Genomic DNA, 26,175 nt, shown 5'->3' with positions numbered 1-26,175 from the left:
GCTGCCCGATGCTGCAGGCCGCCATCACCACCGCCACCACCACTGTCAACAACCCCTTCGCCGAGATCGTCATGGACGGCTCGATGCTGTTGGCCATGCCCATCGCCCTGCTGGCCGGTCTCGTCTCTTTCCTCTCGCCGTGCGTGCTGCCGCTCGTGCCGGGCTATCTGGGCTATGTGACCGGGCTGACCGGGGCGGATCTGCAGGACCAGAAGCGTGGACGGATGCTCCTCGGCATCGCGTTGTTCGTCCTGGGTTTCTCCGCGGTGTTCGTGCTCGTGGGAATCGTCTTCTCCCAGGTCACCATCTGGCTGCAGGGGGACGGCGAATGGCTGACCCGCGTGCTCGGCGTGGTGGTGATGGTCCTGGGCGTCGTGTTCATGGGCGGGCTCGACCGGCTGCAGCAGGACCGCCGCCTGCACGTCCAGCCGAAGGCCGGGCTGTGGGGTGCCCCGGTGCTCGGCGTGACCTTCGGCTTGGGCTGGGCCCCCTGCATCGGCCCGACCATGGCCGCCGTCCTTGCCATGTCCACCGCCGGGTCCACCAATCCGGGTAAGGGCGCGCTGCTGGCGTTCATCTACTGCCTGGGCCTGGGCCTGCCGTTCCTGCTCATCGCCCTCGGCCTGCGCCGCGGCATGGGTGCCATGGCCTTCTTCCGCAGGCACCGGGTGGCCGTGATGCGCTTCGGCGGCGGGCTGCTGATCGTGCTCGGCGCGCTGATGGTGTCCGGGCTGTGGAACTCCTGGGTCATTCAGCTGCAGACCTGGTTCGCCAACGAAGTGAGGCTGCCGATTTGAGTCAAGAGGACAACGTTCGGGCCACCCGGGCCGAGGAGGCCCAATCGGGCCGGACGAACCGCCAGCGGGAAGACCGCAGGGATGTTGCCGTCCCCGCGCTGGGCTTCAAGGAGTCCCTGCGCTTTGCCTGGCGGCAGCTGACCTCCATGCGCACCGCGCTGATGCTGCTGCTGCTGTTGGCCGTGGCCGCCGTGCCCGGATCCCTGTTCCCGCAGCGCCCGGCCGGCCCGGAGATCGTCAACCAGTACCTCAAGGACAACCCCGTCCAGGGTGAATGGCTGGACCGCTTCCAGATGTTCGACGTGTACTCGTCCGTCTGGTTCTCCGCCATCTACATCCTGCTGTTCGTCTCGCTCATCGGCTGCGTGGTGCCGCGGGCCGCCAAGCACGCCAAGGACCTGCGCTCCGCCCCGCCGCGGACCCCGCGCCGGCTGAACCGCCTGCCCGAGTACGGCAAGGTGGTTCTCGAGTCCACCGGGCCGTCCCCGCGGGACGCGGTGGCCCAGGCCGCACGGATCCTGAAGAAGCGCGGCTACCGCACGGACGTCCGCGAGGAGCCCGACGGCGGCGCCTCCGTGGGTGCCGAGCGCGGCTATGTCCGGGAGATCGGCAACATCTTCTTCCACCTGTCCCTCATCGGAGTGCTGGCGTTCATGGCCGTCGGCGGCCTGCTCAGCTATTCGGGGCAGAAGATCATCGTGGAGGGGGAGGGCTTCGCCAACACCCTCGTGGCCTATGACTCCTTCACGCCCGGCAGCGCCTTCTCCGAGGACCGGCTGGAGCCGTTCTCGATGACCCTGGACGGCTTCGAGGCGGTGTTCGACCGTGAGTCGGAGACCCACTACGGCCAGCCGTTGGACTTCACCGCGCACATGACCGTCCAGGAGGGGACCGGCGGCGAGGCGACGCAGCAGGACCTGAAGGTCAACCACCCGTTCGACATCGGCGGCACCCGCGTCTACCTCGTCGGCAACGGCTACGCGCCGGAGGTCACCGTCCGGGACGGCAACGGGGACATCGCGTTCCAGGGACCCGTCGTCGCGCAGGTCCAGGACCAGCTCTACACCTCGCTGATGGTCATCAAGGCCCCGGATGCGCAGCCGGAGCAGCTGGGCTTCGTCGGGTTCTTCCTGCCGACGGCCTACACCGGGGAGGATGGCGTGGCCGTCTCGATCGACCCGGAGCTGTACGAGCCCGAGCTGAACCTGAACTCGTACTACGGCGACCTCGGCCTGGACGACGGCGAACCGCAGAACGTGTACGTGCTGGACACGGACAACCTCACCGAGCTGAACAACCGGGACCTCGAGTCCGGCGGCATCACGCTGAGCCCGGGGGAGTCCTACGACCTGCCGGAGGGCAAGGGCTCCATCAGCTTCGACGGCGTCCAGCGGTACGTCGGCCTGGACATCCACCACGATCCGGGCAAGTGGGGCGTCGGCTTCTTCGCCGTCCTGGCCCTGGTGTCCCTGGGCGTGAGCCTGTTCGTGCGCCGCCGCCGCGTGTGGGTCCGTAGCGCTACCGGCCCGGACGGGTCCACCATGGTGGAGTACGGCCTGCTCGCCCGTGGCGAGGACTTCGGGCTGCGCGAGGAGAACGTCTCCCTGCGCCGCCAGTTCGAGAAGACCTGGCCCGTGATCGCCCCGGAGGACGACTCCGGCAACCGCCAGACAGCATCATCCACCGCCGGGACCACCGGCGCCACCGAGAACCGACCGGAGTAACCCATGCAGTCCATCAATCTGCAGCTGGCCAGCTACAGCGACCTGTTCATGCTGATCGCTGCGCTGGTCTACGCCGCGGCCTTCATCGTGTTCGCCATCGACATGGCGACCTCATCCAAAACCATCCGCACCCTCGAGGCCGAACTGGCCGCCGAGTCCGGCGCGTCCAATGACGCCTCGGCAGCGGCGCTGGAGCGCCGCGAGCAGCTGGTGGGGGCCGGCGTCGTGCGCCAGGAGGCGAGCACGGAGGCGAGTACGCAGCCGGCAGCCGGCTCCTCCTCTGCCGTCACGGGCAGCAGGGGGACGGGGAAGAACTCAGGTGCCGGGCACCCCGAGCAGCACCTCGTGGACGATGACATGGCGTACCTGGGCACCACCCGGCGCCCGGCCGCCAACGTGGCCGTGGCCCTGATGGTCATCAGCGTGCTGCTGCACGCCTTCGCAGTGGTCGCCCGCGGTGTCTCGGCCAACCGGGTTCCGTGGGGCAACATGTACGAGTTCTGCACCACCGGCGCACTGCTGGTCGCCGCGGTCTACCTGCTGTTCCTCATTCGGAAGGACCTCCGCTTCCTGGGGACCTTCGTCTCAGGGCTGGTCGTCGTCATGATGTGCGCGGCCACCATGGGCTTCCCGACCCCGATCGCGCACCTGCAGCCGGCCCTGCAGTCCCCGTGGATCGTCATCCACGTCTCCGTGGCCGTGCTCGCCTCGTCACTCTTCGGCCTGACCTGCGCGATGAGCGTGCTGCAGCTGCTTCAGCACCGCCGCGAGGCCCGTCTGCGGACGGGGGGCGAGGGCAAGCCCGCCTTCATGCGTCTGGTCCCGTCCGCCTTCAGCCTCGAGAACTGGTCCTACCGCATCAACGCGGTGGGCTTCGTGATGTGGACCTTCACCCTGATCGCCGGTGCCATCTGGGCCGAGGCCGCCTGGGGCCGCTACTGGGGCTGGGACACCAAGGAGGTGTGGACCTTCGTCATCTGGGTGGTCTACGCCGGCTACCTGCACGCCCGGGCCACCCGCGGCTGGACCGGTGACCGCGCCGCCTGGCTCTCGATCATCGGCTTCGCCTGCCTGGTCTTCAACTTCACCATCGTCAACACGTACTTCCCGGGCCTGCACTCCTACGCGGGCATCCCGGAGTAGTCGCGGGGTCAGCTGGAGGACGGCTCGGGCAGGGGCTTGGGCTCACCGTTGGTGAACTTCGAACTGTCCTCGCCTGGGTACAGCTCGTCACCAGAGCCGTACATCGGATCCAGCTCGGAGCGGGTCATGGTGTGGCCCTCTGGCATCTCCAGACAGGGTGAGTGGATGCTCAGCGCCACAGCGTCCGCCCCGCCGCTGGTGGTGTGGTTGACCACCAGCGTCAGCTCGTTCTTCACGGCCCCGTAGATCCGGTCCCCGTGTGGACCATTCCCCTCCTGCGGTGTCCATCCGAGGTCCTCGGCCTGCCGGGCAATGGACGCGGCCAGCTCGGAGGGATCGGCACCGTCAAGATCGCGAGACGCGGAGCCGATCCACTTGGTCTCTCGTGAGGCCGCGGCCGGTTCCGGATCGCCAAGGCAGCTCTTCTCGGCCAGGGCGCCGATGCCCTGCCATCCGGCTGCCTCCACCAGAAGGGGGAGGTCCTCCTCGATCTGGCGGCCCTGCGCGGCAGAGCGCTCTTCGGCGTCGGGGGTTCCGTCGGATCCGGAGTTCATGCATCCTCCCAGGGACAGGGCCACGGTGAGTGCCGTGATGGAGATGGTGGTTCGGTTCAGCAGGTGGCGGCGGGGCATGCTGCCTTCCGTGAGCTGGTCGGCGGGTGGTCAGTCGGCATCGTGCAGGGATCCCACGGGGACCTGGGGGATGCCGTGCTGTTGGTAGTGTTCCAGATCCTGTTCCAGAGGGTAGGTGATGACGGGTTGATAGGACCCCGGATAGGTATGGATCTCCGGTTCCAGATACGGGGAGACGTCCTCACCGTAGACCACGCCCTCGATGTTGCGGGCAGAGGTCGATCCACGTTCGAAGTAGTCGGTGTGACCTTCCATGATGCTGCCGTCGTCCTTGAGACCGGACTCCAGTCGTACCGCGCCCATCTGCCGAACAGGGTTGGAGCCTTCCCAGAAGGACCCACTCTGAGCGCCGCCTCCCAGTGCCTGGGCCCAGGAGATCGAATCGTCATTGGTTTGGACGAGGTACCGATAGGCGTACTCGTTTTCGGTGTCCTCGGGTGAGGAGACTTCATGGCCGTTGCCCGCCGGGGCCACGTAGACGATGTTCGTGGAGTCCAGGCCCTCGCGTTCGGCCGTTCCCAGCAGTGAGCCTCCCGCGCTGTGGCCCACGTAGGTGGTGGGGACGTCGCGGTGCCGATTGGAGGCCATCTCGAGGTCCGCCGCGTGGTCGAAGGCGGCCAGCAGGGGGGCCCCTTCCTCGTTGTAGTGCGGCGTCGCGTTGTCTCGAACCAGGTCCTGGGGCAGATGGGTTCCCTGCCAATAGATCGAGACGGTGCCCTCGGGATCGTCACCGTCCATCGCGTTCAGGGCGTCGTTGTAGTGGTCCACGCTGGCGATGGTGGTGTTGGTGCCCGGCACGAACGTCACGGCCCGCTGGGTGTCAGCGGAGGGTTCGCCGCGCATGGTGGCGATCTGTCCGAGCCCGTCGGTGGAGACGAACACCGTGGAGTATCCCGGGGTCTCCGTCTTGTCCCGGGGAAAGTGCGGTTCGCCGTAGGCATCCCATGCCTTGCCCAGCCCGTCTAGCAGCGTCTCCAGGCGCTTCTCCTCGTCTTCCCACTGGCCGCGTTCGTACGCGTTGCCCGGAGCATGCTGTGGCCTGTTATCCCGGTGCTCCGCCAGCCGCTCCGCCGTCTGCTCACGCAGCCCGGCCACGGTGACCTGGTTGGTCCGCCCGCGGGTGGCCAGCGGGATGCCGTTGAGGTTGCCGATGATGCCCGGGAACAACAGCATCAGGCGCTCGCGTTCGTGGTCTTCCAGGCCCAGCCAGGCCGCGCGGATGCCTGCGATGCCGTCCTCGCTGAGCTGCGCGTCGTCCGCCATGGCCTCGATCATGGTCTCCTCGGCCGAACCGGGAATCGGGTTTCCCGGCAGTTCGTTCTCCGCCAGGGCCCGCGCCGCCTCCGGATTGGCCTCGAGCCAATCCCGCAGCTCCTCCTCGGTCAGGCCCCGCAGGTCCCGCCAGATGCTCCGGGGATCAAGCTCGCCGAACGACTCGTCCAGTTCGCTCGTCATGGCCGCCCAGTCCAAGGTGCCCTCATCCCGGGGGCCATCGACGGCCGGCAAGCCCTCCGTGGTGCCGATGGAGATGGCCCCGATCGCCGATTCGAAGGTCTCCTGGGCGTTGTCCCAATCGGTCGTCAGGCTGGTGGCCCGCTCGTTGAAGGTCAGGATGGCCGCACGGACCTCCTCCACCTCGGCCTCATCGTCCGAGGACAGGGCGGCGCTGCGCCGTGAGGACAGCCCGGGTTCTTCCTGGTCCAAGTCCTCCCGCTCGGTCTGCAGCGGCTGGCCGGTGGCGACGAAATCGTCGATGGCGTCCTTGGCGGAGGCCAGCGCGGAGGCCCAGTCCTCGGCGTGGGGCTCGAGGACGTCCAGCCCGGTCCACACCGCGTCCTCGGTGTCATCATGCCGGTACCAGGTTCGGAACCCCTGCCAGGAGGCCTGGGCATCCGCCATGGAATCCTGGACGTTCTTCGACTCGGTCTTCAGGTCCGCGGCCGCATCACTGAGCGTGTCCCACGCGGACTCGACCGCCGGGTAGGTCTTCAGTGCGGGAAGGGTCATGGTCTGCGGATCACCCCTCGTCCTCGGGTGCGGTGATGTCCGCCAGGGAGCCCATGGCCGCGCGACCATCGGAGTTCATGATCCCGTCGGACTCGATGAAGGCATCGGCGGCACCGGCCACGCAGGAGGCCTGGTGCAGGATCAGATTCGAGATGCGCTCACCGGTGCCGGAGCGCTCTGTCCAGAAGCCGGAGAAGGCCGTCTGCGCCGTGGTTGCCGTGCCGAAGGCACCGGAGAGGTCATCCCCGGCCGTGCGGGCCGCCACGGCTGCCGTGTCCAGGATCTGTCCGTCTCCGGCCACCCGGACCAGGGTGGAGTGGATGCCTTGGGGCTGGATGTCGTGTGCCACGATCCTCAGCCTCGCACCGATGACGGGACGCGGCGATGGGGACAACTCCCCATCGCGGTTCCCGTCCCGGTTCATGCCACGATGCCGGGCACCCGGGGCGGGGCGTCAGGACTGGTCGGCGCCGCCGTCGGGCTTGGAGGTGTTGGATCCACCGGACTCGCCGGTGCCGTTGTCCTTCGGCTTCCGCTTCTCCTGGGCCTTCAACTCGGCCTCGCGGCGATCCAGTTCGGCCTGGCGCGCGGCCTGCTTGCGCTGGACGTCGAGCTGGCGCAGGAAGGCCGCATCGTCGTCCGGGGATTGCGGGCGCTGGGGACGCGCCGGGCCGCCAGCGGTGCCGCCGCCGCTCGAGGACCCGCGACGCCGGCCCAGGAAGAGCCACAACAGCGCACCCACCAGCGGGACCAGCACGACGATCAGAATCCAGACGGCCTTCGGCATGGCCCGCACCTGGTGCCGCGGGGTCATCAGGCACTCGATCAGCGAATAGATGATGAGGCCGGCGGCGACGATGCCGAGGGGGATGAGGAAGCGGGGCATGGCTCCAGTCTACGGACCGGTGCCAGCACAGCTAAACCGGCTGGCTGCGCGCCGATCACGTACCGGCTGATCCCGGTAGACTGCCGTGGTGCGAGTTTTCAAGTATGCCGTGATCCGCCTGGCCGTCTTCTTCGTGGTCTGGGGCGCCTGCATGCTGCTCGGCCTCGGATGGATCTTCTCCACCATCGCGGCGGCCGTCATCGCGCTGGCCGCGGGCTACCTGTTCTTCAATGACCTGCGCACCGGCGCCGGCAGTGACGTGGCCAGCGCCTGGGAGGGCCGCGGGAAGCGGGAGCAGTTCAAGTCAGAGCAGGCTGATGCGGAGGCCGAGGACTCCTACACCGAGGGCCGGTACTTCGATCCCGGCAGCGACGAGAAGCGCTAGAGCACCAGCCCCGTGGCGAACAGCACCGCGTAGACCAGGCCCAGGATGCCGGTCAGCTTGAGCACCGGGATGAGGTCCCGGCGCTCGGTGGAGCGGACCATGGTGATCGAGGGCCGCACGGCCACGGCGGCCGTGAGCGCCACGAGCCACAGCCACGGGTACTGGCCGGTGAAGCACAACGGCAGCACGATCGCCACGGCCACCATCACCACATAGGACCAGCGGGCCGGGGTGTCCCCGAGCCGGGCGGCCAGCGTCATCTTGCCGGTCAGGCGGTCCGTGGGGATGTCCCGGACGTTGTTGGCCATGAGCAGTGCCGTGGAGACCAGGCCACAGCCCACGGCCCCGGCCCACGCCGGGCCGGACACGGCCAGGGCCTGCGTGTAGGTGGTGCCGAGGACGGCCACGAGGCCGAAGAAGATGAAGACGAAGACCTCGCCGAGGCCCCGGTATCCGTAGGGCTTCTGGCCCCCCGTGTAGTACCAGGCGGCCACGATGGCCAGGACCCCGACGACGGCCAGCCACCAGGTGCCCGACCAGGCGATGAGGCCGAGGCCGGCCACGGCGGCGACGCCGAAGCAGGAGAACGCGGCCGCCTTGACGGCGCGCGCCGGGGCCGCCCCAGAACCCGTCAACCGCAACGGGCCGACGCGGTCGTCGTCGGTGCCGCGGATGCCGTCCGAGTAGTCGTTGGAGTAGTTCACGCCGACCTGCAGGGCCAGGGCCACGATCAGGGCCAGCACCGCCCTGCCCAGGTGGAATCCGTCCAGTGCGAAGGCGGCGGCGGAGCCGATGAGTACCGGGGCGATCGCCATCGGCAGGGTGCGCAACCGTGCGCCCTCGATCCACTGGGCGGCTGTGGCCATGGGGTGGGTACCTTCCTGGGGTTCTGAAACGTTCTGGAGCGGTGGGGTTCAGGTGCGGGTCAGGTGGAGAAGCGGGTGAGCAGGGCCTGACGGTCGGTCTTGCCGTTCGGCAGCAGCGGCAGGGCTTCGAGCACCAGCCACTGCTTGGGCACCGCTGCCGGTCCCAGCCGGGCCCGGATGGCTTCGCGGGCGGCGGCCTGGTCGAACGGCGGGCGACTCTGACCCCCTGCCACGGCGGCGCACACGCGCTGGCCCCACTCGTCGTCGCGCACCGCTCCGACGAAGGCCGCCTGCACGCCCGCGAGCGATTCGAGGACCTGCTGGACCTTCGCCGCCGAGACCTTCACGCCGCCGGTGTTGATGACGTCGTCCACGCGTCCGGTCACGGTGAGGTGCTGCCGGCCGGGGGCCCCGTCCACGGTGCCGGTGTCCCCGGTGAGGAACCAGCGGGTGCTGGTTCCGCTGCGGGTGTCACCGCTGATGCCGAAATGCGCGGCCGTGCGGTCGGCGTCGTTGAAGTAGCCGGCGGCGACCATCGGGCCGGACAGCCGCAGGCGGGGGACGCCCGGGCGGCCCCCGCCGTCCGCATCCGTGTCCGGGTCCGTGACGAGGTCCGCGGTCACCCCGTCCAGGGGCACGCCGTCATACACGCAGCCGCCGCAGGTCTCGCTCATGCCGTACGTCAGGTGGATCCGCAGTCCGGCCTCGGCGGCGGCCTCCCGGACCCGGTCCGGGAGGCGGGCGCCGCCGATGAGGATCGCGTCGAAGGTGCGCAGGGCATCGACCGCGGCCCCGGCGAATCCGGCACCAGAAGGGGCAGAGGCGCCCGGGCCGGCGTCGGGCACCAGGAGGCGGGAGAGCATGGTGGGCACGAGGGACAGGGCGCGGAAGCCGGTGCCGCGCTCCATCCGGTCCACGGCCTCCACGAAGGACTGCGGCGTGAACGGGCCCGGTGCCAGGGCGACGGGGGTGGTGCCGGCCGTGAGAGAGCGGGAGAGCACGGCCAGCCCGGCCACGTAGTGCAGGCCCACGGCCAGCAGCCACTGGCCCTCGCCGCCGATCCGGCTGGCGGTCGCCGCGGCCGAGGCGGCCAGGGCCTCGGGCGTGAGCAGGGTCTGCTTGGGGGTCCCGGTGGAGCCGGAGGTGCGCACGACGGCGACCGTCCCCTCGGCACCGCCGGCCGCCGGATCCGCGGCCTCGGGGCGGAGGACGATCTGGCCTCCCTCGGTGAACTCGACCGGAGGACCGGAACCGTCCAGGGCAGCGGCCAGCGCACGCTGGGCGCGGTCGAGGTCGGCAGGGGTCACGGGCACGGATCGAGTCTAGCCAGTGGCGGGACCGGTCTCGCGCCCGTGGGCCCCGCTCAGAAGTGGTGCGGGAACGCCGACCAGTCGGGATCGCGCTTCTGCAGGAAAGCGTCCCGGCCCTCCACGGCCTCGTCCGTCATGTAGCCCATGCGGGTGGCCTCGCCCGCGAAGACCTGCTGGCCGGCCATGCCGTCGTCGGCCATGTTGAAGGCGAACTTGAGCATGCGGATGGCCTGCGGGGACTGACGGTTGATGTCTGCGGCGTACTCGAGGGCCACCTCCTCGAGGCACTCGTGGTCCACGGCCTCGTTCACCGCGCCCATCTGCACCATCTGCTCGGCGGAGTACTCGCGGCCGAGGAAGAAGATGGCCCGGGCGTTCTTCTGGCCGGCGTGGCGGGCCAGCAGCTCGGAGCCGTAGCCGGCGTCGAAGGAGCCGACCGCGGCGTCGGTCTGCTTGAACTTCCCGTGCTGCCTCGAGGCGATCGTCAGGTCGGCCACCACGTGCAGGGAGTGCCCGCCGCCGGCCGCCCAACCGTTGACGACGGCGATGACCGGCTTGGGCGTGGTCCGCATGAGCCGCTGGACCTCGAGGATGTGCAGGCGGCCGGCGCGGGCCGGGTCCACGGTCTCGGCGGTGTCCCCCTCGGCGTAGCGGTAGCCGTCCCGGCCGCGGATGCGCTGATCGCCGCCGGAGCAGAACGAATGGCCGCCGTCCTTGGGGGAGGGGCCGTTGCCGGTGAGCAGGATGCAGCCGACGTCCGTGGTCATGCGGGCGTGGTCCAGCGCCCGGTAGAGCTCGTCCACGGTGCCGGGACGGAACGCGTTGCGGACCTCCGGGCGGTCGAAGGCGATGCGGACGGTCGGCAGGTCCCGCACGATCGCCCCGGAGGCGTCCCGCTCCACCTGGCGGTGGTAGGTGAGGTCCTCGAAGTCGAAACCGTTCACCACCCGCCAGCGCTGCGGGTCGAAGAGGTCCGACACCTTCTCCGGCAGGGCAGCTGCGGATGTGGGGTCGGTCGGGGTCTGGGGCGTCTGCTGTCCGTTCACCCGGCCGAGTCTAGCCAGAGGCCCCGCGCTCCGGGCGCGGGGTCAGTCGCGCCGCATGGTGCGCACACCCACCACGAGCCCGACGCCGGCGACCGCCACGGCGGCCAGCGCACCCCACAGTATTTCCAGGTCCACCAGGGCCGCCAGATCCCCGGCCAGCAGGACCCGCTCGGCCGTGACCACATGACTGACCGGATTGACGGCGGCCACCACCCGCATCCAGGCCGGACCGTCCTCGAGGGGCAGCAGCATGCCGGAGAGGATGAGCAGCGGGAAGATCAGCAGTTGCTGCACGCCCCAGAAAAGCCACTCGTGCTCCTTGGTGGCCAACCCCAGGGAATAGCTCAACGCGCCGAGGCCGATCCCGAACACCGCCAGCAGTGCCAGGCCCGCCACCAGGCCCACGGGATCCGCGCGGAAGCCGAAGGGGAACGCGACGGCCACGATGACCAGGGACTGCACGGTGATCGGCACGACCTCCTTCAGGGCCCGGCCCACCAGGAGCGAGGAGCGGGAGACCGGGGCCACGAGGGTGCGCTCGTGGGCACCGGTCATCAGGTCGTACTGCAGGTTCGACCCGACGGCGCCGGTGCCGAAGAGCACGATCATCACGAGCACGCCCGGGACGAACCACTGCAGGGTCTCGGCGGTCGACCCGCCGGACTGGCCGATGAGCAGGGGCGTGAACAGCCCGAGGAAGACCAGGGGCTGGACCAGGCTGAAGATCAGGGAGAAGGGATCACGGACCATGGGCCGCAGCTCGCGGACCAGGACGTGGTAGCTGTCGGTGGCGATGGAGCTCATGATCGGCTCGCTTCCTGGAGGGTGTGGTCGGGGTGGGACGGATCTGGGCTGGCAGAGGCCAGGTCGGCCTCGCGCAGCGAGCGCCCCGTCAGGGACAGGAACACGTCGTCGAGGGTGGGCGGGACGGCGGCCGCCGACGCCGGCGGCAACCCCTCGGCGTCGAGGGCGCGGATGAGGTCCGGAAGCCGGCCCGCGCCGTCGGGGACCGTGACGGCCAGGCCGGGGCGGCCGGCGTCGTCGGTCACCGCGGTGGCCTCGCTCCGCAGGAGGCGGCCGAGCCGGGCGCGGGCTGCCTCGGCGGAGCCGGCGTCCGGGAAGCCGAGGGTGACGGCGTCCCCAGCCAGCCCGGCCTTGAGGTGCTCAGCCGTGTTGTCCGCGATGACCCGGCCGGCGTCCATGACCAGCACCCGCTCGGCGTAGCGGTCCGCCTCGTCCAGGTAGTGCGTGGTGAGGAAGACGGTGGTGCCATGGCTCTCGCGCAGATCCAGGATGTGCTGCCACAGGTTGGCCCGGCTCTGCGGGTCCAGGCCGGTGGAGGGCTCATCGAGGAAGAGCAGCGTGGGGGCATGGACCAGGCCCAGCGCGATGTCCACGCGCCGCTTCTGGCCGCCGCTGAGCTGCTGGACGGTGCGCCGGGCGAAGGGTCCCAGCTCGAGCGACTCGATGAGCTCGTCCGCACGCCGGGCCCTCTCGCGCCGCCCCATTCCGTGGAAGGCGCCTTGGCTGAGCAACTCGTCCCGCACCCGCTGGGACAGGCTGCCGGAGGTGCCCTGGCCCACGTAGCCGATGCGGGAGCGCACCCCCGCGGGATCGGTGTGCACATCGCAACCGGCCACGGTGGCGGTGCCTGCCGAGGGGCGCAGCAGTGTGGTGAGCAGACGCAGGGAGGTGGACTTGCCCGCGCCGTTGGGTCCGAGGAAGGCGAGGAGCTCGCCACGGGAGACGTCGAGGTCGAGCCCGGCCACCGCCTGCACGTGCTTGCCCGGGGAGCCCGGGGCCGTGAAGCGCTTGGCCAGACCCCGGCTGTGGATGATGGTGTCTGTGGTCATGGAGACCACGCTATGAACCACTGCGGTCAGTTTCTGTCCGCATCTCAGGACAAAATGGTGGTCATGGCCGACACCACCGCACGGACCCTGAACCTGCTCAGCCTGCTGCAGACCCACCGTCACTGGGGCGGCTCGGAACTGGCGCGCCGCCTGGGCGTCTCGGACCGCACCCTGCGCCGCGACGTGGAGCGGCTGCGGGAGCTCGGATACCGGGTGGAATCCGTTCCCGGGCTGGACGGGGGCTACCGGCTGGAGGCAGGAGCCGCGGTGCCGCCGCTGCTGCTGACGGACGAGGAGGCGGTGGCCCTGGCGATCGGCCTGCGGGCGGCTGCCACACAGCGGCTGGTCGGAGGCCCGGACACCACGCTGGCCGCGCTGGCGAAGCTGGAACAGCTGCTCCCGTCCCGTTTGCGCCGGCGGGTGGGTGCGCTGGGCGAGTTCATCCAGCCCACCGGGCCGGACGGCCCGAGCACCTCACCCGAGGTCCTCGGGGAACTGGCCCTGGCCTGCCGCGATCAGGAGCGGGTGCGCTTCGCCTACACGGCGGCGGGAGGCACGGAATCCGTCCGTCACGCGGAGCCCTACGCCCTGGTGCCGGCCGAATCGCGGTGGTACCTGCTGGCCTGGGACCTGGACCGGGCCGACTGGAGGACCTTTCGCGTGGACCGCCTGTCCTCCCTGTTCCACACCCGGGCGGCGTTCGCACCCCGGCCGCTGCCGCCTGAGGGAACGGCGGCCTTCGTGGCAGCTGCGGTCCATGCCGTCCACGCCGGGCCACAGCCGGTGACAGGCCGAGCCGTGCTGGAGATGGATCTCGCCGCGATGCGGCAGGCGTTCGGGCCCTGGGCCGAGGGCGCCCAGGAACTGCCCGACGGCCGCACCGCCTGGCCCCTGTCCGGCCGCCGGGCCCAGGACGTGGTGTTCGGACTGTCCTGGGTCCCGGAGGGCGTGCGCTATGTCCTGGAGGTGCCCGAGCCACTGCGCGCGCAGGTGCTCGAACTGGTTGACCGGATGGCGGACGCAGCCCGCCGTCGCTGACTACCGCAGGGCCGGGTCGGCCACGCCCGGGGCGCCACCGTCGCTGGCGTCCTCCAGCGGCTCGGAATCCGTCTGCATGGCTACGCCACCGGCGCCGGTGGCGGCGGCCTGGCGGGCCTCAGCGGCCAGGGTGAGCATCTGCTCCTCGTCCATGGTCCGCTGCTCGGGCTGGCGCCCCTCCTCGAGGGCCGTCTCGGCCGGGGAGCCGGGGACCACGGCGGAGCCGATGGAGCCGGGGACCTCGGAGCCGCGCAGGGAGGCGCCGGCGGTCTCCCGCATGAACCAGGCGCAGACCAGGCCCACGGCGCAGGCCGCCATCATGTAGTACGCCGGGAACTGCACATCGCCCGTGACGCCGATGCCCCATTCGTTCACCAGGGCGGCGGTGCCGCCGAAGATGGAGGTGGCGATGTTGTAAGTGATCGCGAAGCCGGAGAACCGGGCCTGGGTCGGGAACATGGCCGGGAACGTGGCGGTGATCGTGGACAGCTGCGGGATGTACAGCAGGCCCAGCACGGCGAAGCCGAGGATCGCCAGGCCGAAGTTCATGCCCATCAGCATGAACATCGGGATGGCCAGCAGGATCAGCCCGCCCAGCGAGAAGAACCAGGAGGGCTTGCGCCCGTGCTTGTCGGAGAGACCGCCAGCCCATGGCATCAGCGCCATCATGGCGACTTCGCCGATGAGGATGACCATCAGCCCGGCCGCGGCCGGCAGGCCGATCTGCTGCTCCAGGTAGGTCGGCATATAGGACAACAGCGTGTAGTTGACCACGTTCACCGAGATCACCAGCCCGGTCATCACCAGCATCGGCTTCCAGTGCTCGCGGAACAGCGCCGGCAGCGACGGCGGCGCGGGGGTCTTGCTTTCCGGGGTGCCTTCCGCGGTGGTGGGGCCGGCCGAAGCGGCCGGTGCGGTGGGCGCACCGGCCGGGGCGCCGGCGTCGTGCGCGGTGCCGTGGTCCGGCGAGCCGTTCATCTCCTCGTAGACCGGGGTGTCGTCCAGCTTGGAGCGCAGGTAGAAGCCGATCAGGCCCATGGGGGCGGCCAGCAGGAAGGGCAGGCGCCAGCCCCAGGAGGCCATCTGCTCGGGGGAGAGGATGAGCTCCAGCAGCAGCATGATCGCCGTGCCCAGGGCGAATCCACCCAGGGTGCCGAACTCCAGGAACGAGCCGAGGAAGCCGCGGCGGCGGTCCGGGGCGTACTCGGACATGTAGGTGGCCGCACCGCCGTACTCGCCGCCGGTGGAGAAGCCCTGGACCATGCGCAGCACGATCAGCAGCACCGGGGCCAGGACGCCGACCTGCTCGAAGGTCGGCAGCACGCCGATGAGGAACGTGGCACCGGACATCATCAGGATGGTCAGGGCGAGGATGCCCTTGCGGCCGATCCGGTCACCCAGCGGACCCCAGACGAGGCCGCCGATCGGGCGGACCAGGAAGGAGATCGCGAACGTCGCCAGGGTCAGCAGCATGCCGCCCTCGCCCGGGAAGAAGTTCTGCGTGATGTAGGCGGTGGCCACCGCGTAGACGCCGTAGTCGTACCACTCCGTCGCGTTGCCGAGGGCCGAGGCGGCCGTGGCCTTGCGGATGGCGGCGGCCGGGGTCTTCTTCCGCGGTGGACGGGTTGGCCGGGAGAAGCGGTTGCGCCGTCGAGACTGCGCGGACAGCGCGGACTGCCCGGATGTCTGGGGCGAGCCAGAGGGGAGAACTACCGAGGGATGGGACTCTGTTTCGGACACAGGTGATCTTCCTGGTGCGGTTCACCCCGCCAGGGGTGTTCCAGGGCCGATCGGGCGTGAGGCCCGGTCCTCCCGGGGAGGGTGGACCAGGGGCGCCGGAGTCGAGTCCGGTGAGGACGGCCCCGGAATGCTGACTCGGGACCCACCTGGGATTGCAGACAATCGACCGTAGCCGAGGCGGTGGGGGCCAGGTCAAATCCGCGTGAGGTGCATCACGGCCGGCACCGAGGATGGCGGAAATGGCACAGTGGGATGCATGAGCGAGGATTTCACGGCCCCCGTGACCTGGGAGGGGGCGGTCAACGCCCGCCGCGTCCTGGGTGGCGTCTACCGGATGGGACGGCAGGAATGGCTGACGGATCACGGTTGGCAGCAGCTGCGCCGGGACGGCGTGAGTACGGTGATCGACCTCCGCGGCACCCCCGAGCGCCGGCGCCGCCCCACCGACCCCGAGGTGTCCGATCAGGCCCACGCCGGCATCGAGATCCTGCACCGCCCCGTGGAGGATCCCACGCATGACGGTTATGAGGACTATCTGGCCCCTGCGCTGGCCGACGGCGCCCCGTATCCCAACCACCCGCGGTACTACCCGGCCACGCTCCAGTACTTCCCGGACCGCGTGGCCGCCGTGTTCACGGCCATCGCCGCCGCCCCCGGCTCGGTGGTGCTGCACTGCTCGGCCGGACGGGACCGGACCGGCCTGGTGGTCACCCTGCTGCTGTTGCTCGCCGGGCGCCGGGACCTGGTCGCCTCCCAGTACGACGCCGGCGCTCGCGGCATCAACGAATGGCACCGCATCAGCCCCGTGCCCCATCCCCATGAGCGGCATCTGGACGGTGCGGAGTTGGACGCGTTCCTCTCCGGCCGGATCGAGGCCCTGGAGGAGTTCGCCGCCTCGCTGCCGGATGCCGAGGCCGTGGCCGATCTCCTCACCGCTCATGGCATGACGCCCGCCGACGTGGAAGCGGTGCGGGCCAAGCTCCGCGGCTGATTCCGGTGGCGAGGATCGTCGCCACGGTTTGCCCGGCGCCTACCCGGTATGCATACTGAGTGTGCATACCGGGTAGGCCATGACGTTCGGCGGCCCCGGCGCGCGACCCCTTCGTCCCGCTCGTTCCGCTCGCCCGCCGAGGAGAATCCATGTCCGTCAAACACAGCCTGCTGGCCCTGCTCACCCAGGGCCCGCGCTACGGCTACCACCTCCGCGCCGAGTTCGAGGAGCGCACGGGCAGCACCTGGCCACTGAACATCGGTCAGGTCTACACCACGCTGGACCGCCTGGAGCGGGACGGCCTCGTGGAGGACCAGGGCGACGACGGCGCGGGCCACCGCTTCTACGCCATCACCGAGGCCGGCCGTGCGGAGGCCGAGGACTGGTTCGCCCAGCCCTCCCGCCCCTCGAACCCCCCGCGCAACGAGCTGGCCATCAAGCTCGCGATCGCCGTGACCACCCCCGGCGTGGACGTGGAACGCGTCATCCAGGCCCAGCGCTCGGCCACGCTGCGAGCGCTGCAGGACTTCACCCGGGCCAAGCGAACCACGGGTGGGGAACCCCGCCCGGCGGGCCTGGCCGGCCTGCTCGTGCTGGAATCCCTCATCTTCACCGCGGAGGCCGAGATCCGCTGGCTCGACCACTGCGAGGCCGCCGTGCTGCGCGCCGCCCGGTCCGGCCACCTGCCGGCGGTGCCGGCCGCACCGCCAGCCCCAGCGTCAGTCCCGACGTCTTCCCGGATCACCGTCCCGACGCCGTCCGGCGCCTCACGGCACCCCGCCTCGTCCCAGCCGTCCCGGACTCATTCCTCCGACCAGCAGAAAGACCGGTGACCGGCGTGGCACGGCACAGCATCCCCCAGGGCCCCCTGGAACCGACGGTCCGCCCGGCCACTCAGGGCATGCCACCCCGCCAGATCCTGGAACTCCACCAGGTCTCCAAGGTCTACGGTGACGGCACCACCGTGGTGGCGGCCCTCCGAGAGGTCGACCTCAAAGTCAACGCCGGAGAGTTCGTGGCCGTCATGGGCCCCTCGGGCTCGGGCAAGTCCTCCCTGCTGGCCCTCGCTGGTGGACTGGATTCCACCAGCCACGGGGAGATCTATGTCCGCGGCACCCCGTTGAGCGCCCTCTCGAAGGCGGAGCGGGCGCGACTGCGGCGCCGTACCGTGGGCTATGTCTTCCAGGACTACAACCTCATCCCGACCCTCAATGCCACCGAGAACGTGTCCCTGCCGCTCGAACTGGACGGCGTGAAGCCGGCCAAGGCGCAGCGCCAGGCCATGGACGCCCTGCGCCAAGTCGGCATCGAGGATCTGGCCGGCCGGTTCATCGATGAGCTCTCCGGCGGCCAGCAGCAACGCGTGGCCATTGCCCGGGCCATCGTGGGGGACAAGGCGCTCATCCTCGCCGACGAACCCACCGGTGCCCTGGACTCCGTGACCGGCGAGGAAATCATGGCGGTGCTCCGCCGCCGCGCGGATGCCGGCGCCGGCGTCGTGCTCGTGACCCATGAGGCCCGCCATGCCGGCTGGGCCGACCGCGTGGTCTTCCTGCGGGACGGCCGCGTGGTGGACCAGGCCATCGCCCAGAACGATCCCCACTCCCTGCTCGCGGACCCCGTCCGGTGAGCGCGGACGTGATCCAGGTGCCAGGCCCTGCTGGACCCTCTGGACCCGACGAACCGGCCGGACCTGAGGACGAAAGGCCCCTTGCCGACGTCGGCCCCCAGCCGGGTGCTGCCAGCGGCTCCCGGCGCTCCGCGGCCCGCATGGCCGCACGGGACCTGCGCCGCCACCCCTGGCGGACCCTGTTGATCCTGCTGCTGATCGGCCTGCCCGTGTTCGGGGTGGCCTTCGGCTCCGTGATCACGGCCTCCACCTCCCTACCGTCGCAGGCCGAGGAACACCGGCAATGGTTGTGGGGATTCGACGGTTACCTGGCGCCCGGGGAGTTCGGGGACCGGGATCTGCAGTCGCCCACCGACCCGCACGGCGCTATCAACGCCCAGGACGCCGCTGATGGGACCTACGGGGCAACGATCGACCTGGAAGCCCTGGATGAAGCGGCCCAGGACTGGCCGGTCTGCCCTGCCGGCACTGACCCGGCCGCCGGCTGTTCCCTTCAGGAGGCGCTCCCGGCCGGCGCGGACGCGACCTTCGTGACGACCGCCAGGGGCTCCCTTGAGATGCCCGGCTCGAGCGTGGACGTGGAGATCGTCATCGCCGACTTCAGCCGTCCCGACCTGCAGGGTGAGGACCGGCGGTTCCAGCTGCTGGACGGTGGCCTGGCCGGAGATGGGCAGGTCATGGCCAGTCCGGGCCTGCTGACGGAGCTGGACGCGGCCAACGAGAGGGCTGAAGTCCGAGGCCTGGCGGCGGCACCCACGGATCGAGTCGAGCTGGAGCTACCCGGTGGTGGCACGGCCGGCTCCTCTGACCCGATCAGCCTGGCCATCAGCGGCACCCAGCTGGACCGCTCCCAACAATGGGCCACGGCCATGGACCTGGTCCTGCCGCTGCGAGACGGGCACCCCGTGCTCTATGTTCCGGCCGGGTCCGAGGCAGCGGCGGCCTTCGAGGTTCCCGGTGAGGTCACCGCCTACCTCACGGGTGACGTCCCGGACGACTATGCCTCCTACCGCGCCTTCAACGAGGCGGGCTTCAGCGTCCTCTTCGCCCCTGTGATGGAGAACCCCGGCGAGATCGGCGCAATTTTCGACAGCCTGTGGTCTTCGGCCCAGAGGTGGATGATCTACCTTCCCCTGGTGTTCATCGGTGTCCTGGCCCTGGCCGAGACCGGTCTGTTGGCCGGGGCGGCCTTCGCCGTCGGTGCGCGCCAGCAGCGGCGGGCCACCGCCCTGCTCTCCGTGACCGGAGCGGAGCCTGCCACGCTGCGCCAGACCATGGTGTTCTCCGGACTCTGGTGCGGACTGGTCGGTGCATTCGGCGCGGCTCTGCTTGGCGTGGGCCTCGCCCTGGGGCTTCTGTGGGCCGCTGACGCCCGGCACGTGTTGGTCTACGGACCCCATGTGCCCTGGTGGGTCGTGTCACTGGCCGTGGTGCTGGGGCTGGCCTGCGCCGTCGTCGCCGCCTGGATCCCGGCCCGGGCCGCCGCGCGGCAGGACGCCTGGGCTGCCATCAAGGGGGCGTCCGGAGAGCGCAAGCCGGCCAGCCGCCGTCTGTTCGTGGCCGGACTGGTCCTGGTGGGCGCCGGTGTGCTGATCGCGGCCGGGGCCATGGCAGTCGGGATGGCGGTGCCCACCATCGGGGATCTCAACCGCGTTATGGGCGCACTGGCCCTGTTGTTCGTCGGCTCGGCCATGCTCCTGCTGCTCGGGATGCTGATGCTGCTGCCCTCGACCGTCACGGGACTGGCACGGCTGGGTGGCCGGCTGCCCGTGTCCTTGCGGATGGCGGCCCGCGACGCCCACCGGAACAGGACCCGCACCGTGCCGGTGGCGGCTGCCGTGGTGGCCGCCACCGCCGTCGGGGCCGCGGTGCTGTGTTCCGTCGCCATGACGGCCCACGGGATTGACGGCGGTCGGCAGGGCGCACCGACGGCGGACACCGGCTATGTCTGGGTCCAGGATCGGGCGGAGATCCAGCGCGCCCTGGACCAGGAGGCCAGCTATGCCGAGGGCGGTGAGGCACCCACGGCCGATGACCTCGGCCTGTACACCGGAGGCGCGAGAGGCGTGGTGAAGGAACTGCAAGGTCTCTCCGCCGTGCCGGGGGCGCCCCGGATGGTGGAGCAGTGGCAGGTCCACCGGCCGCAGTCCTCCTGCGCGGTGGACTACTCGGCCGACTGCTTCGAACTCCTGCCGCTGTATCCGGAGGGCTCCACCTGCCACATCCCGATCCCGGACGGGCCGACCGTGGACGACCGGCGCCTGGCGGTGGATGAAGCCGGGCAGGCGATGTCCCGCGCGGACGGCGTGACCTGTGGGATCGAGGCGGGGACGATGGGCAGCCCCCTAGACCCCGACCCGCTGACGAACATCATGGTGGTCGATCCGCTACGCCCCGAGACGGTCCCCTTGCCGATGTTCGGCGGGGATGAGGACCTGCTGGCAGCGGTGCGGTCCGGGCAGGCGGTGGTCTCCGATCCGGAGTATGTGGACGCCGACGGTCGGGTCACCCTGGGCGAGTTCACCCTGGATGTGGACGCGGTTCCGGGCGTGGAACTCGGTGAGGAGGACCGAATCTGGATCGAGGAGATGGAGGCCAGCGGCGATCCGACGGCCGGCATCACAGGGTTCAGTGCCGTCCAGGGCAGCAGTGTCCTGTGGAAGCCCGAGCACTCGGTGAGCCTGGACGCCGTAGTGGTCCCCGAACTCGAAGGAGACCAGCCGATCGCCATCATCCCGGTCACCGCCTTGGCCGGTATGGACCAGTCCATGGTGCTGGACGGCGTACTGGCACGGTTCGCCGAACCGGTCACGGAGGAGCAGAACGCCCTGGCCAGCGACGTCTTGGGCTCGGAAGACCTCTGGCTGTCCTCGATGTTCGAGGGCGGCAGTGGGATGCAACCGCTACTGTGGGGCATCGCCGGGGCCACCGCGCTGTTGGTGTTCTCGGTGGCCGGCATGACCACAGGTCTCGCACTCGCTGACGCGCGGCGTGACCAGACCGTTCTGTCCTCCGTCGGTGCCAATCCCCGCACCCGGAAGTCGATGGCGGCCGCCCAGACCTTCACCGGCGCCCTGTTGGGTACCCTGCTAGGCGTGCCCGTGGGGGCGGTGGCCGTCATCGGGATCGGAGCCGTGCAGTTCTACTCCGTCGAATGGATCCCGTGGCTGCAACTGGCGGTCCTGGTGATCGGCGTGCCGGTGCTGGCCGCGGCCCTGACGTGGCTCGTGGTGCCCGGTACACTCCCGATCCGCCAGCGGGACCGCGACTGAGCTGATCAGGCACCAGCTGCGCTGATCAGGCGCGGAGCTCGGTGGCGCCCAGAGCCGTCAGCAGGAACGCGTAGTCCCAGGCGCGGTCCTCCCAGGCCCGGTACCGGCCGGAGGCGCCGCCGTGGCCGCCGTCCATCTCGGTCTTGAGCACGATCGGGGCGCCGCCCTCAGTCAGCGGCGTGGCCTGGTCCGAGGTGGTGGTGCGGCGCAGCTGCTGGACCCACTTGGCCGGCTCCACATACAGCACGCGGGTGTCATTCAGGGATGTCACCGCGGCGATCGCCGGGTAGTCCACGGCACGCACGTTCTCGTACGGGGTGTACTCCTGCATGTATCGATAGACCTCGGGATCGGTGATCGGGTTGCCCCACTCCTCCCACTCCAGGGCGGACAGCGGCAGGTCCGGGTCCAGGATGGAGGTCAGCGCGTCCACGAACGGCACCTGGGCCACGCAGGCCCGGTACAGCTCGGGGGCCAGGTTCAGCACGCCGCCCATCAGCAGGCCGCCGGCGGAGCCGCCCATCGCCGCGATCCGGTCCGGGTCCACCCAGCCGGACTGCGCCACGAAGCGGGTGGCGTCCACGAAGTCGGTGAACGAGTTCTTCTTGTGCAGCTTCTTGCCGTGGTCGTACCAGCCACGGCCCAGCTCGCCGCCACCGCGCACGTGCGCCACCACGTAGACGACGCCCCGGTCCAGCAGGGACAGCCGTGCCGCGGTGAAGCCCGGGTCCATGGACATCTCGTAGCTGCCGTAGCCGTAGACCACACACGGGTTCGAACCGTCCCACTCGGTATCCCGGCGGCGGATCACGGTCAGCGGGATGGCGGCCTTGCGGGCGTCCCCGGCGGCGCTCTCGGCCGGGGCCCACCAGCGCTCCACGAGGTACTGCTCCGGGTCATAGCCGGGGACCTCGACCTGCCGGCGCAGGTGGAGCTGGCCGCCGTCCACCTCATAGTCCAGGACCTGCGTGGGAGTGACCCAGGAGGAGTAACCGAGCCGCAGGAACGGCGAGTCGAAGGGAGCCCCTCCCAGTTCGCAGGAGTACAGCTCCTCGCCGAAGTCCGGCTCCACCGGCGCCGCCTGCCCCTCGGTGCCCAGTCCCGCCAGCGGCATCACCAGGGTGCGCGGGGTCGTCTCGCGCCGCACGGCGAGGGCCAGGTGCGTGGCGGTGACGGCGGCACCGTCCACCTTCGTGGTGTCTGAATGCCCGACGACGGTGCGCCAGAACCGCGGATCCGTCACCGTGTCCCGGGCGGCCAGGGACACCATGTTGTTCGGGGCCGGCGTGGGACCGTGCTCCTCGTCCTCGCTGGAGAAGTCCTTGTTGTGCACAATCACGTAGTACCGGCCGGTGCTGTCCTGGCCGTCCTGGCCGTCCTGGCCGTCCTGGCCGCCCTGAATGCCGGCCGTGTCCAGGGTGACCGGATCCACGTCGTGCAGCAGGCCGAGGTCCCGGGAGACCAGCATCCGCAACTCGCCCAGCGGCTCGTCGGGGGAGTTGGGCAGGTCCAGGGCGAGCGTCTCGGCGATCTCCGAGTTGCCCACGGAGACCAGCAACTCGGTGCGGTCCGCGGAGAGCCCGAAGCCGGACCACATGCCGGGATCGTCCTCCTGGAACAGCAGCTGGTCCTGCTCCACGCCGGTGCCGAGGGTGTGGGCGAGGATCCGGTAGGGGCGCCAGGAGTCGTCCGGGACGGTGTAGAACACCCGGGTGCCGGTGGCGTCGAACACCAGCCCGTAGGACACGTTGGGGATCTCGTCCTCCAGGTCCGTACCGGTGCGCAGGTCCCGGATGTGCAGGGTGAAGCGCTCGTCCCCGGCGTGGTCCACGGCGTAGGCCATCAGGTTGCCGTCCCGCGAGACGGCGATCCCGCCCAGGGAGAAGAAGGGCTGGCCCTCGGCCTCGGCGTTGCCGTCCAGGATGACCTGTTCGCCGGCCACGGGCACGCCGGGCTCGATCACCGGCGGGGTCCAGTCGGCCAGTCGGTCACCGGTGTCGGTGGCCCGGACGCGGCAGTGGGTGGCGTACTGCTGACCCTCCTCGGTGCGCACGAAGTACCACCAGCCGTCCTTGCGGGAGGGCACGGACAGGTCGGTCTCCACGGTGTGGGCCTTGATCTCCCCGAAGATCGCCGCGCGCAACGGCTCCTGGTCCGACGTCACGGACGCCGTGTACGCGTTCTCGGCGTTGAGGTGCGCGATGACCTCGTCGGACTCCTTGTCCCGCAGCCAGTCGAAGTCGTCGGTGAACGTGTGACCGTGGTGCGTGCGGACCACGGGCCGCGCCTCGGCCACCGGGGGCTGGGAGCCGCCGGCCGGCGTCGTGGTATCCGTGCTGGTCTGCTGGGAGCTCGCGGAAGTCATACAGGCCATTCAACAGCACGGACCGCCGGCCCCGGGTGTGGGGGCGGGCGGTCCGCTCTCGGCTGAGGAGCTGCCGCGTTGTGCGGGCAGGGCTTACTTCGGGGCCATGCGGATGGCGCCGTCCAGGCGGATGGTCTCCCCGTTGAGCATCCGGTTCTGCACGATGTGCATCGCCAGCTCCGCATACTCCTCCGGCTGGCCGAGGCGGGACGGGAAGGGGACCTGCTGGCCCAGCGACTCCTGCGCGGCCTCGGGCAGTCCCGCCATCATGGGCGTCCAGAAGATGCCCGGGGCGATCGTCATGACCCGGATGCCGTGGCGTGCCAGCTCGCGGGCAATCGGCAGGGTCATGGCGGCCACGCCGCCCTTGGAGGCCGAGTACGCGGCCTGGCCGATCTGGCCGTCGAAGGCCGCCACGGACGCGGTGTTGATGATGATCCCGCGCTCGCCGTCTTCTCCGGGCTCGTTCTGTGCCATCGCCTCGGACGCCAGGCGGATCACGTTGAACGTGCCGACGAGGTTGATCTGCACGGTCCGCGCGAAGGACTCCAGCTCGTGCGGGCCGGTCTTGCCGAGCACCTTCTCCGCGGTGGCGATACCGGCGCAGTTCACGACGCCGGCCAGCGGCCCGCCCTGCTGGCCCGCCACCTCCACGGCGTGGGTCACCTGCGCGGGGTCCGTCACGTCCGTCTCGACGAGGACGGCCCCTGCAGGCGGGGTGCCCTTGAGATCTGCAGCCACAACATGGGCGCCACGGGCCAGCAGGGCCCGGGCCGTGGCGGCGCCGAGGCCGGAGGCTCCGCCGGTGACGAGGAACGTGCGGTCGGTGAACTCCATGGTGCTCCTGGGGTGCGGTTCGTTGGGTTAATGGTTCTTAACGACTCAGACCGTACCGCAGGGTGACTGTGGGGTGTGTCACAACCGCAGTCACGCGCCCAATAGGCCCCGGAAGACGCCCATGCCGAAGTAGACGACGAAGGCCGCCGCCACCACCCACAGCAGCGGGTGGACGTCCTTGGCCCGGCCCTGCGCTGTGCGGATGACGGCGTAGGCGATCATGCCGGCGCCGATGCCGTTGGCGATCGAGTAGGTGAACGGCATCAGGATGAAGGTGAGGAAGGCCGGCAGGGCGGCGCCCCAGTCCGCCCAGTCGATCTGGACCACCTGGGTCGCCATCATGAAGCCGACCACCACGAGGGCCGGGGCCACGGCCTCGAACGGCACCAGATGGATCAGCGGTGTCAGGAACATCGCCAGCAGGAACAGCACGCCGGTGACCACGGAGGCGAAGCCGGTGCGGGCGCCCTCGCCGATGCCGGTGCCGGACTCCACGAAGATCTGGTTGGCCGAGCCGGAGGCGCCGCCGCCGCCGGACACGGCCAGCGCGTCCACCATGAGGACCCGGTTCAGGTGCGGGATGTCCCCGTCTTTCGTGACGTTTCCGGCCTCCCGGGCCAGGCCCACGGAGGTGCCCATGGCGTCGAAGAACACGGACAGCAGGATGGCGAAGACCAGCAGCAGGGCCATCAGCGGGCCGACCTGGGTGAAGGCGCCGAGGAGGTCGGCCTGGCCCACGAGGGAGAGGTCCGGGGCGGTCCATTCGGGGAAGGACGGTGCCACGAGGGACCAGCCGGTGGGGTTGGCGTTGCCCGCCTCGTCCACGGACGGGCCGATGTGGAAGACGGCCTCCAGGATGTTGGCCAGCACCGTGGCCACCACGATCCCGATGAGGATGGCGCCGCGGGTCTTGCGGACCACGAGCACGGCGGTCACCAGCAGCCCGACGATGAAGACCAGCACCGGCCAGCCCTCCAGTTCCCCGCCGGTCCCCAGTCCGACCGGCACGGTGGTCCCGGCGGCATCGGGCACGCGGCGGATGAAGCCGGAGTTGACCAGGCCGATCAGGGCGATGAACAGGCCGATGCCCACCACGATCGCGGTCTTCAGGGCGTCCGGGACGGCGTTGAACACGGCCTGCCGGAAGCCGGTGGCCACGAGGAGGACCATGACCAGCCCGGCGATCACCACCAGGCCCATGACGGCGGGCCAGGTGATCCCGGTGGTGGTGGCGACCGTGATGGCCACGAGCGCGTTGACGCCCAGGCCGGCGGCCAGGGCGAAGGGGTGGCGGGCCCACACGCCCATGGCGATGGTCGAGATGCTGGCCACCAGGGCGGTCACCGCGGCCACCCGGGCGATCCCGAGGGTGTCTCCGTTGGCGTCAGGGCCGGAGAGCACGAGCGGGTTCAGCACGATGATGTAGCTCATCGCGAGGAACGTGGCGAGGCCGCCGCGGACCTCCTGGGCCACCGTCGAGCCGCGTCTGGAGATCAGGAAGAACCGGTCCAGGGCGTTCTTCGGGCCCGGGGTGTCCACGGAATTCACGGTGTCCAGTGTGGCGGGAGCGGAGGGCGACTCTGGCGAAGGCATGGAGGACATGTTAGCTGCGACGGACTGGTGCCGATGCGGGCGGAGAGCCCCCGGAGACAG

General features: G+C 70.3%; 22 protein-coding genes. 9 read left to right on the top strand and 13 right to left on the bottom strand.

From position 1 onward, the window contains the following. Positions 1-8 precede the first annotated feature (8 nt). The 3 genes from BOSE125_RS11135 to ccsB are packed head-to-tail and all read left to right on the top strand — an operon-like array spanning position 9 to position 3,664. Positions 9-797 (top strand): cytochrome c biogenesis CcdA family protein, encoded by a 789-nt coding sequence (locus BOSE125_RS11135; RefSeq protein WP_159552550.1) that lies wholly within the window; start codon positions 9-11, stop codon positions 795-797. Continuing rightward, positions 794-2,521, top strand: a complete 1,728-nt coding sequence (locus BOSE125_RS11130) for a cytochrome c biogenesis protein ResB (RefSeq protein ID WP_201301188.1) — start codon at positions 794-796, stop codon at positions 2,519-2,521. The genes BOSE125_RS11135 and BOSE125_RS11130 overlap by 4 nt, the downstream gene beginning before the upstream one ends. Positions 2,522-2,524: 3 nt before the next feature. Then, positions 2,525-3,664, top strand: coding sequence for a c-type cytochrome biogenesis protein CcsB (gene ccsB, locus BOSE125_RS11125; RefSeq protein WP_159552548.1), 1,140 nt, complete (start codon positions 2,525-2,527; stop codon positions 3,662-3,664). 8 nt (positions 3,665-3,672) lie between these two features. Here ccsB and BOSE125_RS11120 read toward each other — a convergent pair whose 3' ends face one another. The 4 genes from BOSE125_RS11120 to BOSE125_RS11105 form a co-directional block, all read right to left on the bottom strand. After that, positions 3,673-4,296, bottom strand: coding sequence for a hypothetical protein (locus tag BOSE125_RS11120; RefSeq protein ID WP_159552546.1), 624 nt, complete (start codon positions 4,294-4,296; stop codon positions 3,673-3,675). Positions 4,297-4,326: 30 nt separating this feature from the next. After that, entirely contained in the window at positions 4,327-6,303 is a 1,977-nt protein-coding gene (locus tag BOSE125_RS11115) for an alpha/beta hydrolase (RefSeq protein ID WP_159552544.1), read from the bottom strand. Positions 6,304-6,313: 10 nt separating this feature from the next. Beyond that, positions 6,314-6,652, bottom strand: coding sequence for a hypothetical protein (locus BOSE125_RS11110; protein ID WP_159552542.1), 339 nt, complete (start codon positions 6,650-6,652; stop codon positions 6,314-6,316). Positions 6,653-6,757: 105 nt separating this feature from the next. Further along, positions 6,758-7,189 (bottom strand): PLD nuclease N-terminal domain-containing protein, encoded by a 432-nt coding sequence (locus BOSE125_RS11105; protein ID WP_159552540.1) that lies wholly within the window; start codon positions 7,187-7,189, stop codon positions 6,758-6,760. 88 nt (positions 7,190-7,277) lie between these two features. On the opposite strand from BOSE125_RS11105, the gene BOSE125_RS11100 reads away from it, so the two are divergent. Further along, a complete protein-coding gene (locus BOSE125_RS11100; protein ID WP_159552538.1) occupies positions 7,278-7,574 on the top strand; it encodes a DUF4229 domain-containing protein in 297 nt (98 codons plus the stop codon). Here BOSE125_RS11100 and BOSE125_RS11095 read toward each other — a convergent pair. The 5 genes from BOSE125_RS11095 to BOSE125_RS11075 are packed head-to-tail and all read right to left on the bottom strand — an operon-like array spanning position 7,571 to position 12,649. Continuing rightward, complete coding sequence (locus BOSE125_RS11095; protein ID WP_159552536.1) at positions 7,571-8,440, bottom strand: 1,4-dihydroxy-2-naphthoate polyprenyltransferase; 870 nt, start codon at positions 8,438-8,440, stop codon at positions 7,571-7,573. The two genes, BOSE125_RS11100 and BOSE125_RS11095, sit on opposite strands and share 4 nt — an antisense overlap. 59 nt (positions 8,441-8,499) lie before the next feature. After that, positions 8,500-9,753, bottom strand: coding sequence for an AMP-binding protein (locus BOSE125_RS11090; RefSeq protein ID WP_159552534.1), 1,254 nt, complete (start codon positions 9,751-9,753; stop codon positions 8,500-8,502). Positions 9,754-9,803: 50 nt separating this feature from the next. Beyond that, complete coding sequence (locus BOSE125_RS11085) at positions 9,804-10,796, bottom strand: 1,4-dihydroxy-2-naphthoyl-CoA synthase (protein WP_371300593.1); 993 nt, start codon at positions 10,794-10,796, stop codon at positions 9,804-9,806. 42 nt (positions 10,797-10,838) lie between these two features. Continuing rightward, entirely contained in the window at positions 10,839-11,600 is a 762-nt protein-coding gene (locus tag BOSE125_RS11080; protein ID WP_159552532.1) for an ABC transporter permease, read from the bottom strand. Next, positions 11,597-12,649: an ATP-binding cassette domain-containing protein gene (locus BOSE125_RS11075; RefSeq protein WP_201301187.1), complete on the bottom strand. Its 1,053-nt coding sequence runs from the start codon at positions 12,647-12,649 to the stop codon at positions 11,597-11,599. Before BOSE125_RS11075 ends, BOSE125_RS11080 begins: the two co-directional genes overlap by 4 nt. A gap of 63 nt (positions 12,650-12,712) precedes the next feature. Here BOSE125_RS11075 and BOSE125_RS11070 point away from each other — a divergent pair, with 63 nt between their 5' ends. Continuing rightward, the gene (locus BOSE125_RS11070) at positions 12,713-13,687 is read left to right on the top strand and encodes a YafY family protein (RefSeq protein WP_159552530.1); all 975 of its coding nucleotides are present in this window, start codon (positions 12,713-12,715) and stop codon (positions 13,685-13,687) included. Here BOSE125_RS11070 and BOSE125_RS11065 read toward each other — a convergent pair whose 3' ends face one another. Then, on the bottom strand, positions 13,688-15,277 hold the full coding sequence (locus tag BOSE125_RS11065) for an MFS transporter (RefSeq protein WP_236558177.1): 1,590 nt from the start codon (positions 15,275-15,277) through the stop codon (positions 13,688-13,690). A 406-nt stretch (positions 15,278-15,683) separates the two neighbouring features. On the opposite strand from BOSE125_RS11065, the gene BOSE125_RS11060 reads away from it, so the two are divergent. From BOSE125_RS11060 to BOSE125_RS11045, 4 genes are all read left to right on the top strand, one after another. Next, complete coding sequence (locus BOSE125_RS11060; RefSeq protein ID WP_159552528.1) at positions 15,684-16,418, top strand: tyrosine-protein phosphatase; 735 nt, start codon at positions 15,684-15,686, stop codon at positions 16,416-16,418. Positions 16,419-16,567: 149 nt separating this feature from the next. Beyond that, the gene (locus BOSE125_RS11055; RefSeq protein WP_159552526.1) at positions 16,568-17,251 is read left to right on the top strand and encodes a PadR family transcriptional regulator; all 684 of its coding nucleotides are present in this window, start codon (positions 16,568-16,570) and stop codon (positions 17,249-17,251) included. A gap of 68 nt (positions 17,252-17,319) precedes the next feature. After that, positions 17,320-18,048: an ABC transporter ATP-binding protein gene (locus tag BOSE125_RS11050; protein WP_159552524.1), complete on the top strand. Its 729-nt coding sequence runs from the start codon at positions 17,320-17,322 to the stop codon at positions 18,046-18,048. Next, positions 18,045-21,320, top strand: coding sequence for an FtsX-like permease family protein (locus BOSE125_RS11045; RefSeq protein WP_159552522.1), 3,276 nt, complete (start codon positions 18,045-18,047; stop codon positions 21,318-21,320). The genes BOSE125_RS11050 and BOSE125_RS11045 overlap by 4 nt, the downstream gene beginning before the upstream one ends. 25 nt (positions 21,321-21,345) lie before the next feature. Here BOSE125_RS11045 and BOSE125_RS11040 read toward each other — a convergent pair whose 3' ends face one another. The 3 genes from BOSE125_RS11040 to BOSE125_RS11030 all read right to left on the bottom strand — a co-directional run bounded on the left by BOSE125_RS11040 (position 21,346) and on the right by BOSE125_RS11030 (position 26,115). Continuing rightward, positions 21,346-23,685, bottom strand: a complete 2,340-nt coding sequence (locus BOSE125_RS11040) for a S9 family peptidase (protein WP_159552520.1) — start codon at positions 23,683-23,685, stop codon at positions 21,346-21,348. A 93-nt stretch (positions 23,686-23,778) separates the two neighbouring features. Continuing rightward, positions 23,779-24,522, bottom strand: coding sequence for a 3-hydroxyacyl-CoA dehydrogenase (locus BOSE125_RS11035; RefSeq protein ID WP_159552518.1), 744 nt, complete (start codon positions 24,520-24,522; stop codon positions 23,779-23,781). A 90-nt stretch (positions 24,523-24,612) separates the two neighbouring features. Beyond that, the gene (locus tag BOSE125_RS11030) at positions 24,613-26,115 is read right to left on the bottom strand and encodes an NCS2 family permease (protein WP_236557926.1); all 1,503 of its coding nucleotides are present in this window, start codon (positions 26,113-26,115) and stop codon (positions 24,613-24,615) included. Positions 26,116-26,175 lie beyond the last annotated feature (60 nt).

Source organism: Citricoccus sp. K5 (genome assembly GCF_902506195.1).
Lineage (GTDB): Bacteria > Actinomycetota > Actinomycetes > Actinomycetales > Micrococcaceae > Citricoccus.
Note: the sequence above shows the minus strand (reverse complement) of the source record. Positions and strands in the feature narration are given on the sequence as shown.

Bases quoted from the DNA above. Each gene is read 5' to 3' on its own strand.
- BOSE125_RS11105 (WP_159552540.1), bottom strand. From the start codon at position 7,189: ATGCCCCGCTTCCTCATCCCCCTCGGCATCGTCGCCGCCGGCCTCATC.
- BOSE125_RS11070 (WP_159552530.1), top strand. From the start codon at position 12,713: ATGGCCGACACCACCGCACGGACCCTGAACCTGCTCAGCCTGCTGCAG.
- BOSE125_RS11080 (WP_159552532.1), bottom strand. From the start codon at position 11,600: ATGAGCTCCATCGCCACCGACAGCTACCACGTCCTGGTCCGCGAGCTG.
- BOSE125_RS11075 (WP_201301187.1), bottom strand. From the start codon at position 12,649: ATGACCACAGACACCATCATCCACAGCCGGGGTCTGGCCAAGCGCTTC.
- BOSE125_RS11030 (WP_236557926.1), bottom strand. From the start codon at position 26,115: ATGCCTTCGCCAGAGTCGCCCTCCGCTCCCGCCACACTGGACACCGTG.
- BOSE125_RS11055 (WP_159552526.1), top strand. From the start codon at position 16,568: ATGTCCGTCAAACACAGCCTGCTGGCCCTGCTCACCCAGGGCCCGCGC.
- BOSE125_RS11050 (WP_159552524.1), top strand. From the start codon at position 17,320: ATGCCACCCCGCCAGATCCTGGAACTCCACCAGGTCTCCAAGGTCTAC.
- BOSE125_RS11060 (WP_159552528.1), top strand. From the start codon at position 15,684: ATGAGCGAGGATTTCACGGCCCCCGTGACCTGGGAGGGGGCGGTCAAC.
- BOSE125_RS11120 (WP_159552546.1), bottom strand. From the start codon at position 4,296: ATGCCCCGCCGCCACCTGCTGAACCGAACCACCATCTCCATCACGGCA.
- BOSE125_RS11115 (WP_159552544.1), bottom strand. From the start codon at position 6,303: ATGACCCTTCCCGCACTGAAGACCTACCCGGCGGTCGAGTCCGCGTGG.
- ccsB (WP_159552548.1), top strand. From the start codon at position 2,525: ATGCAGTCCATCAATCTGCAGCTGGCCAGCTACAGCGACCTGTTCATG.
- BOSE125_RS11135 (WP_159552550.1), top strand. From the start codon at position 9: ATGCTGCAGGCCGCCATCACCACCGCCACCACCACTGTCAACAACCCC.
- BOSE125_RS11095 (WP_159552536.1), bottom strand. From the start codon at position 8,440: ATGGCCACAGCCGCCCAGTGGATCGAGGGCGCACGGTTGCGCACCCTG.
- BOSE125_RS11040 (WP_159552520.1), bottom strand. From the start codon at position 23,685: ATGACTTCCGCGAGCTCCCAGCAGACCAGCACGGATACCACGACGCCG.
- BOSE125_RS11035 (WP_159552518.1), bottom strand. From the start codon at position 24,522: ATGGAGTTCACCGACCGCACGTTCCTCGTCACCGGCGGAGCCTCCGGC.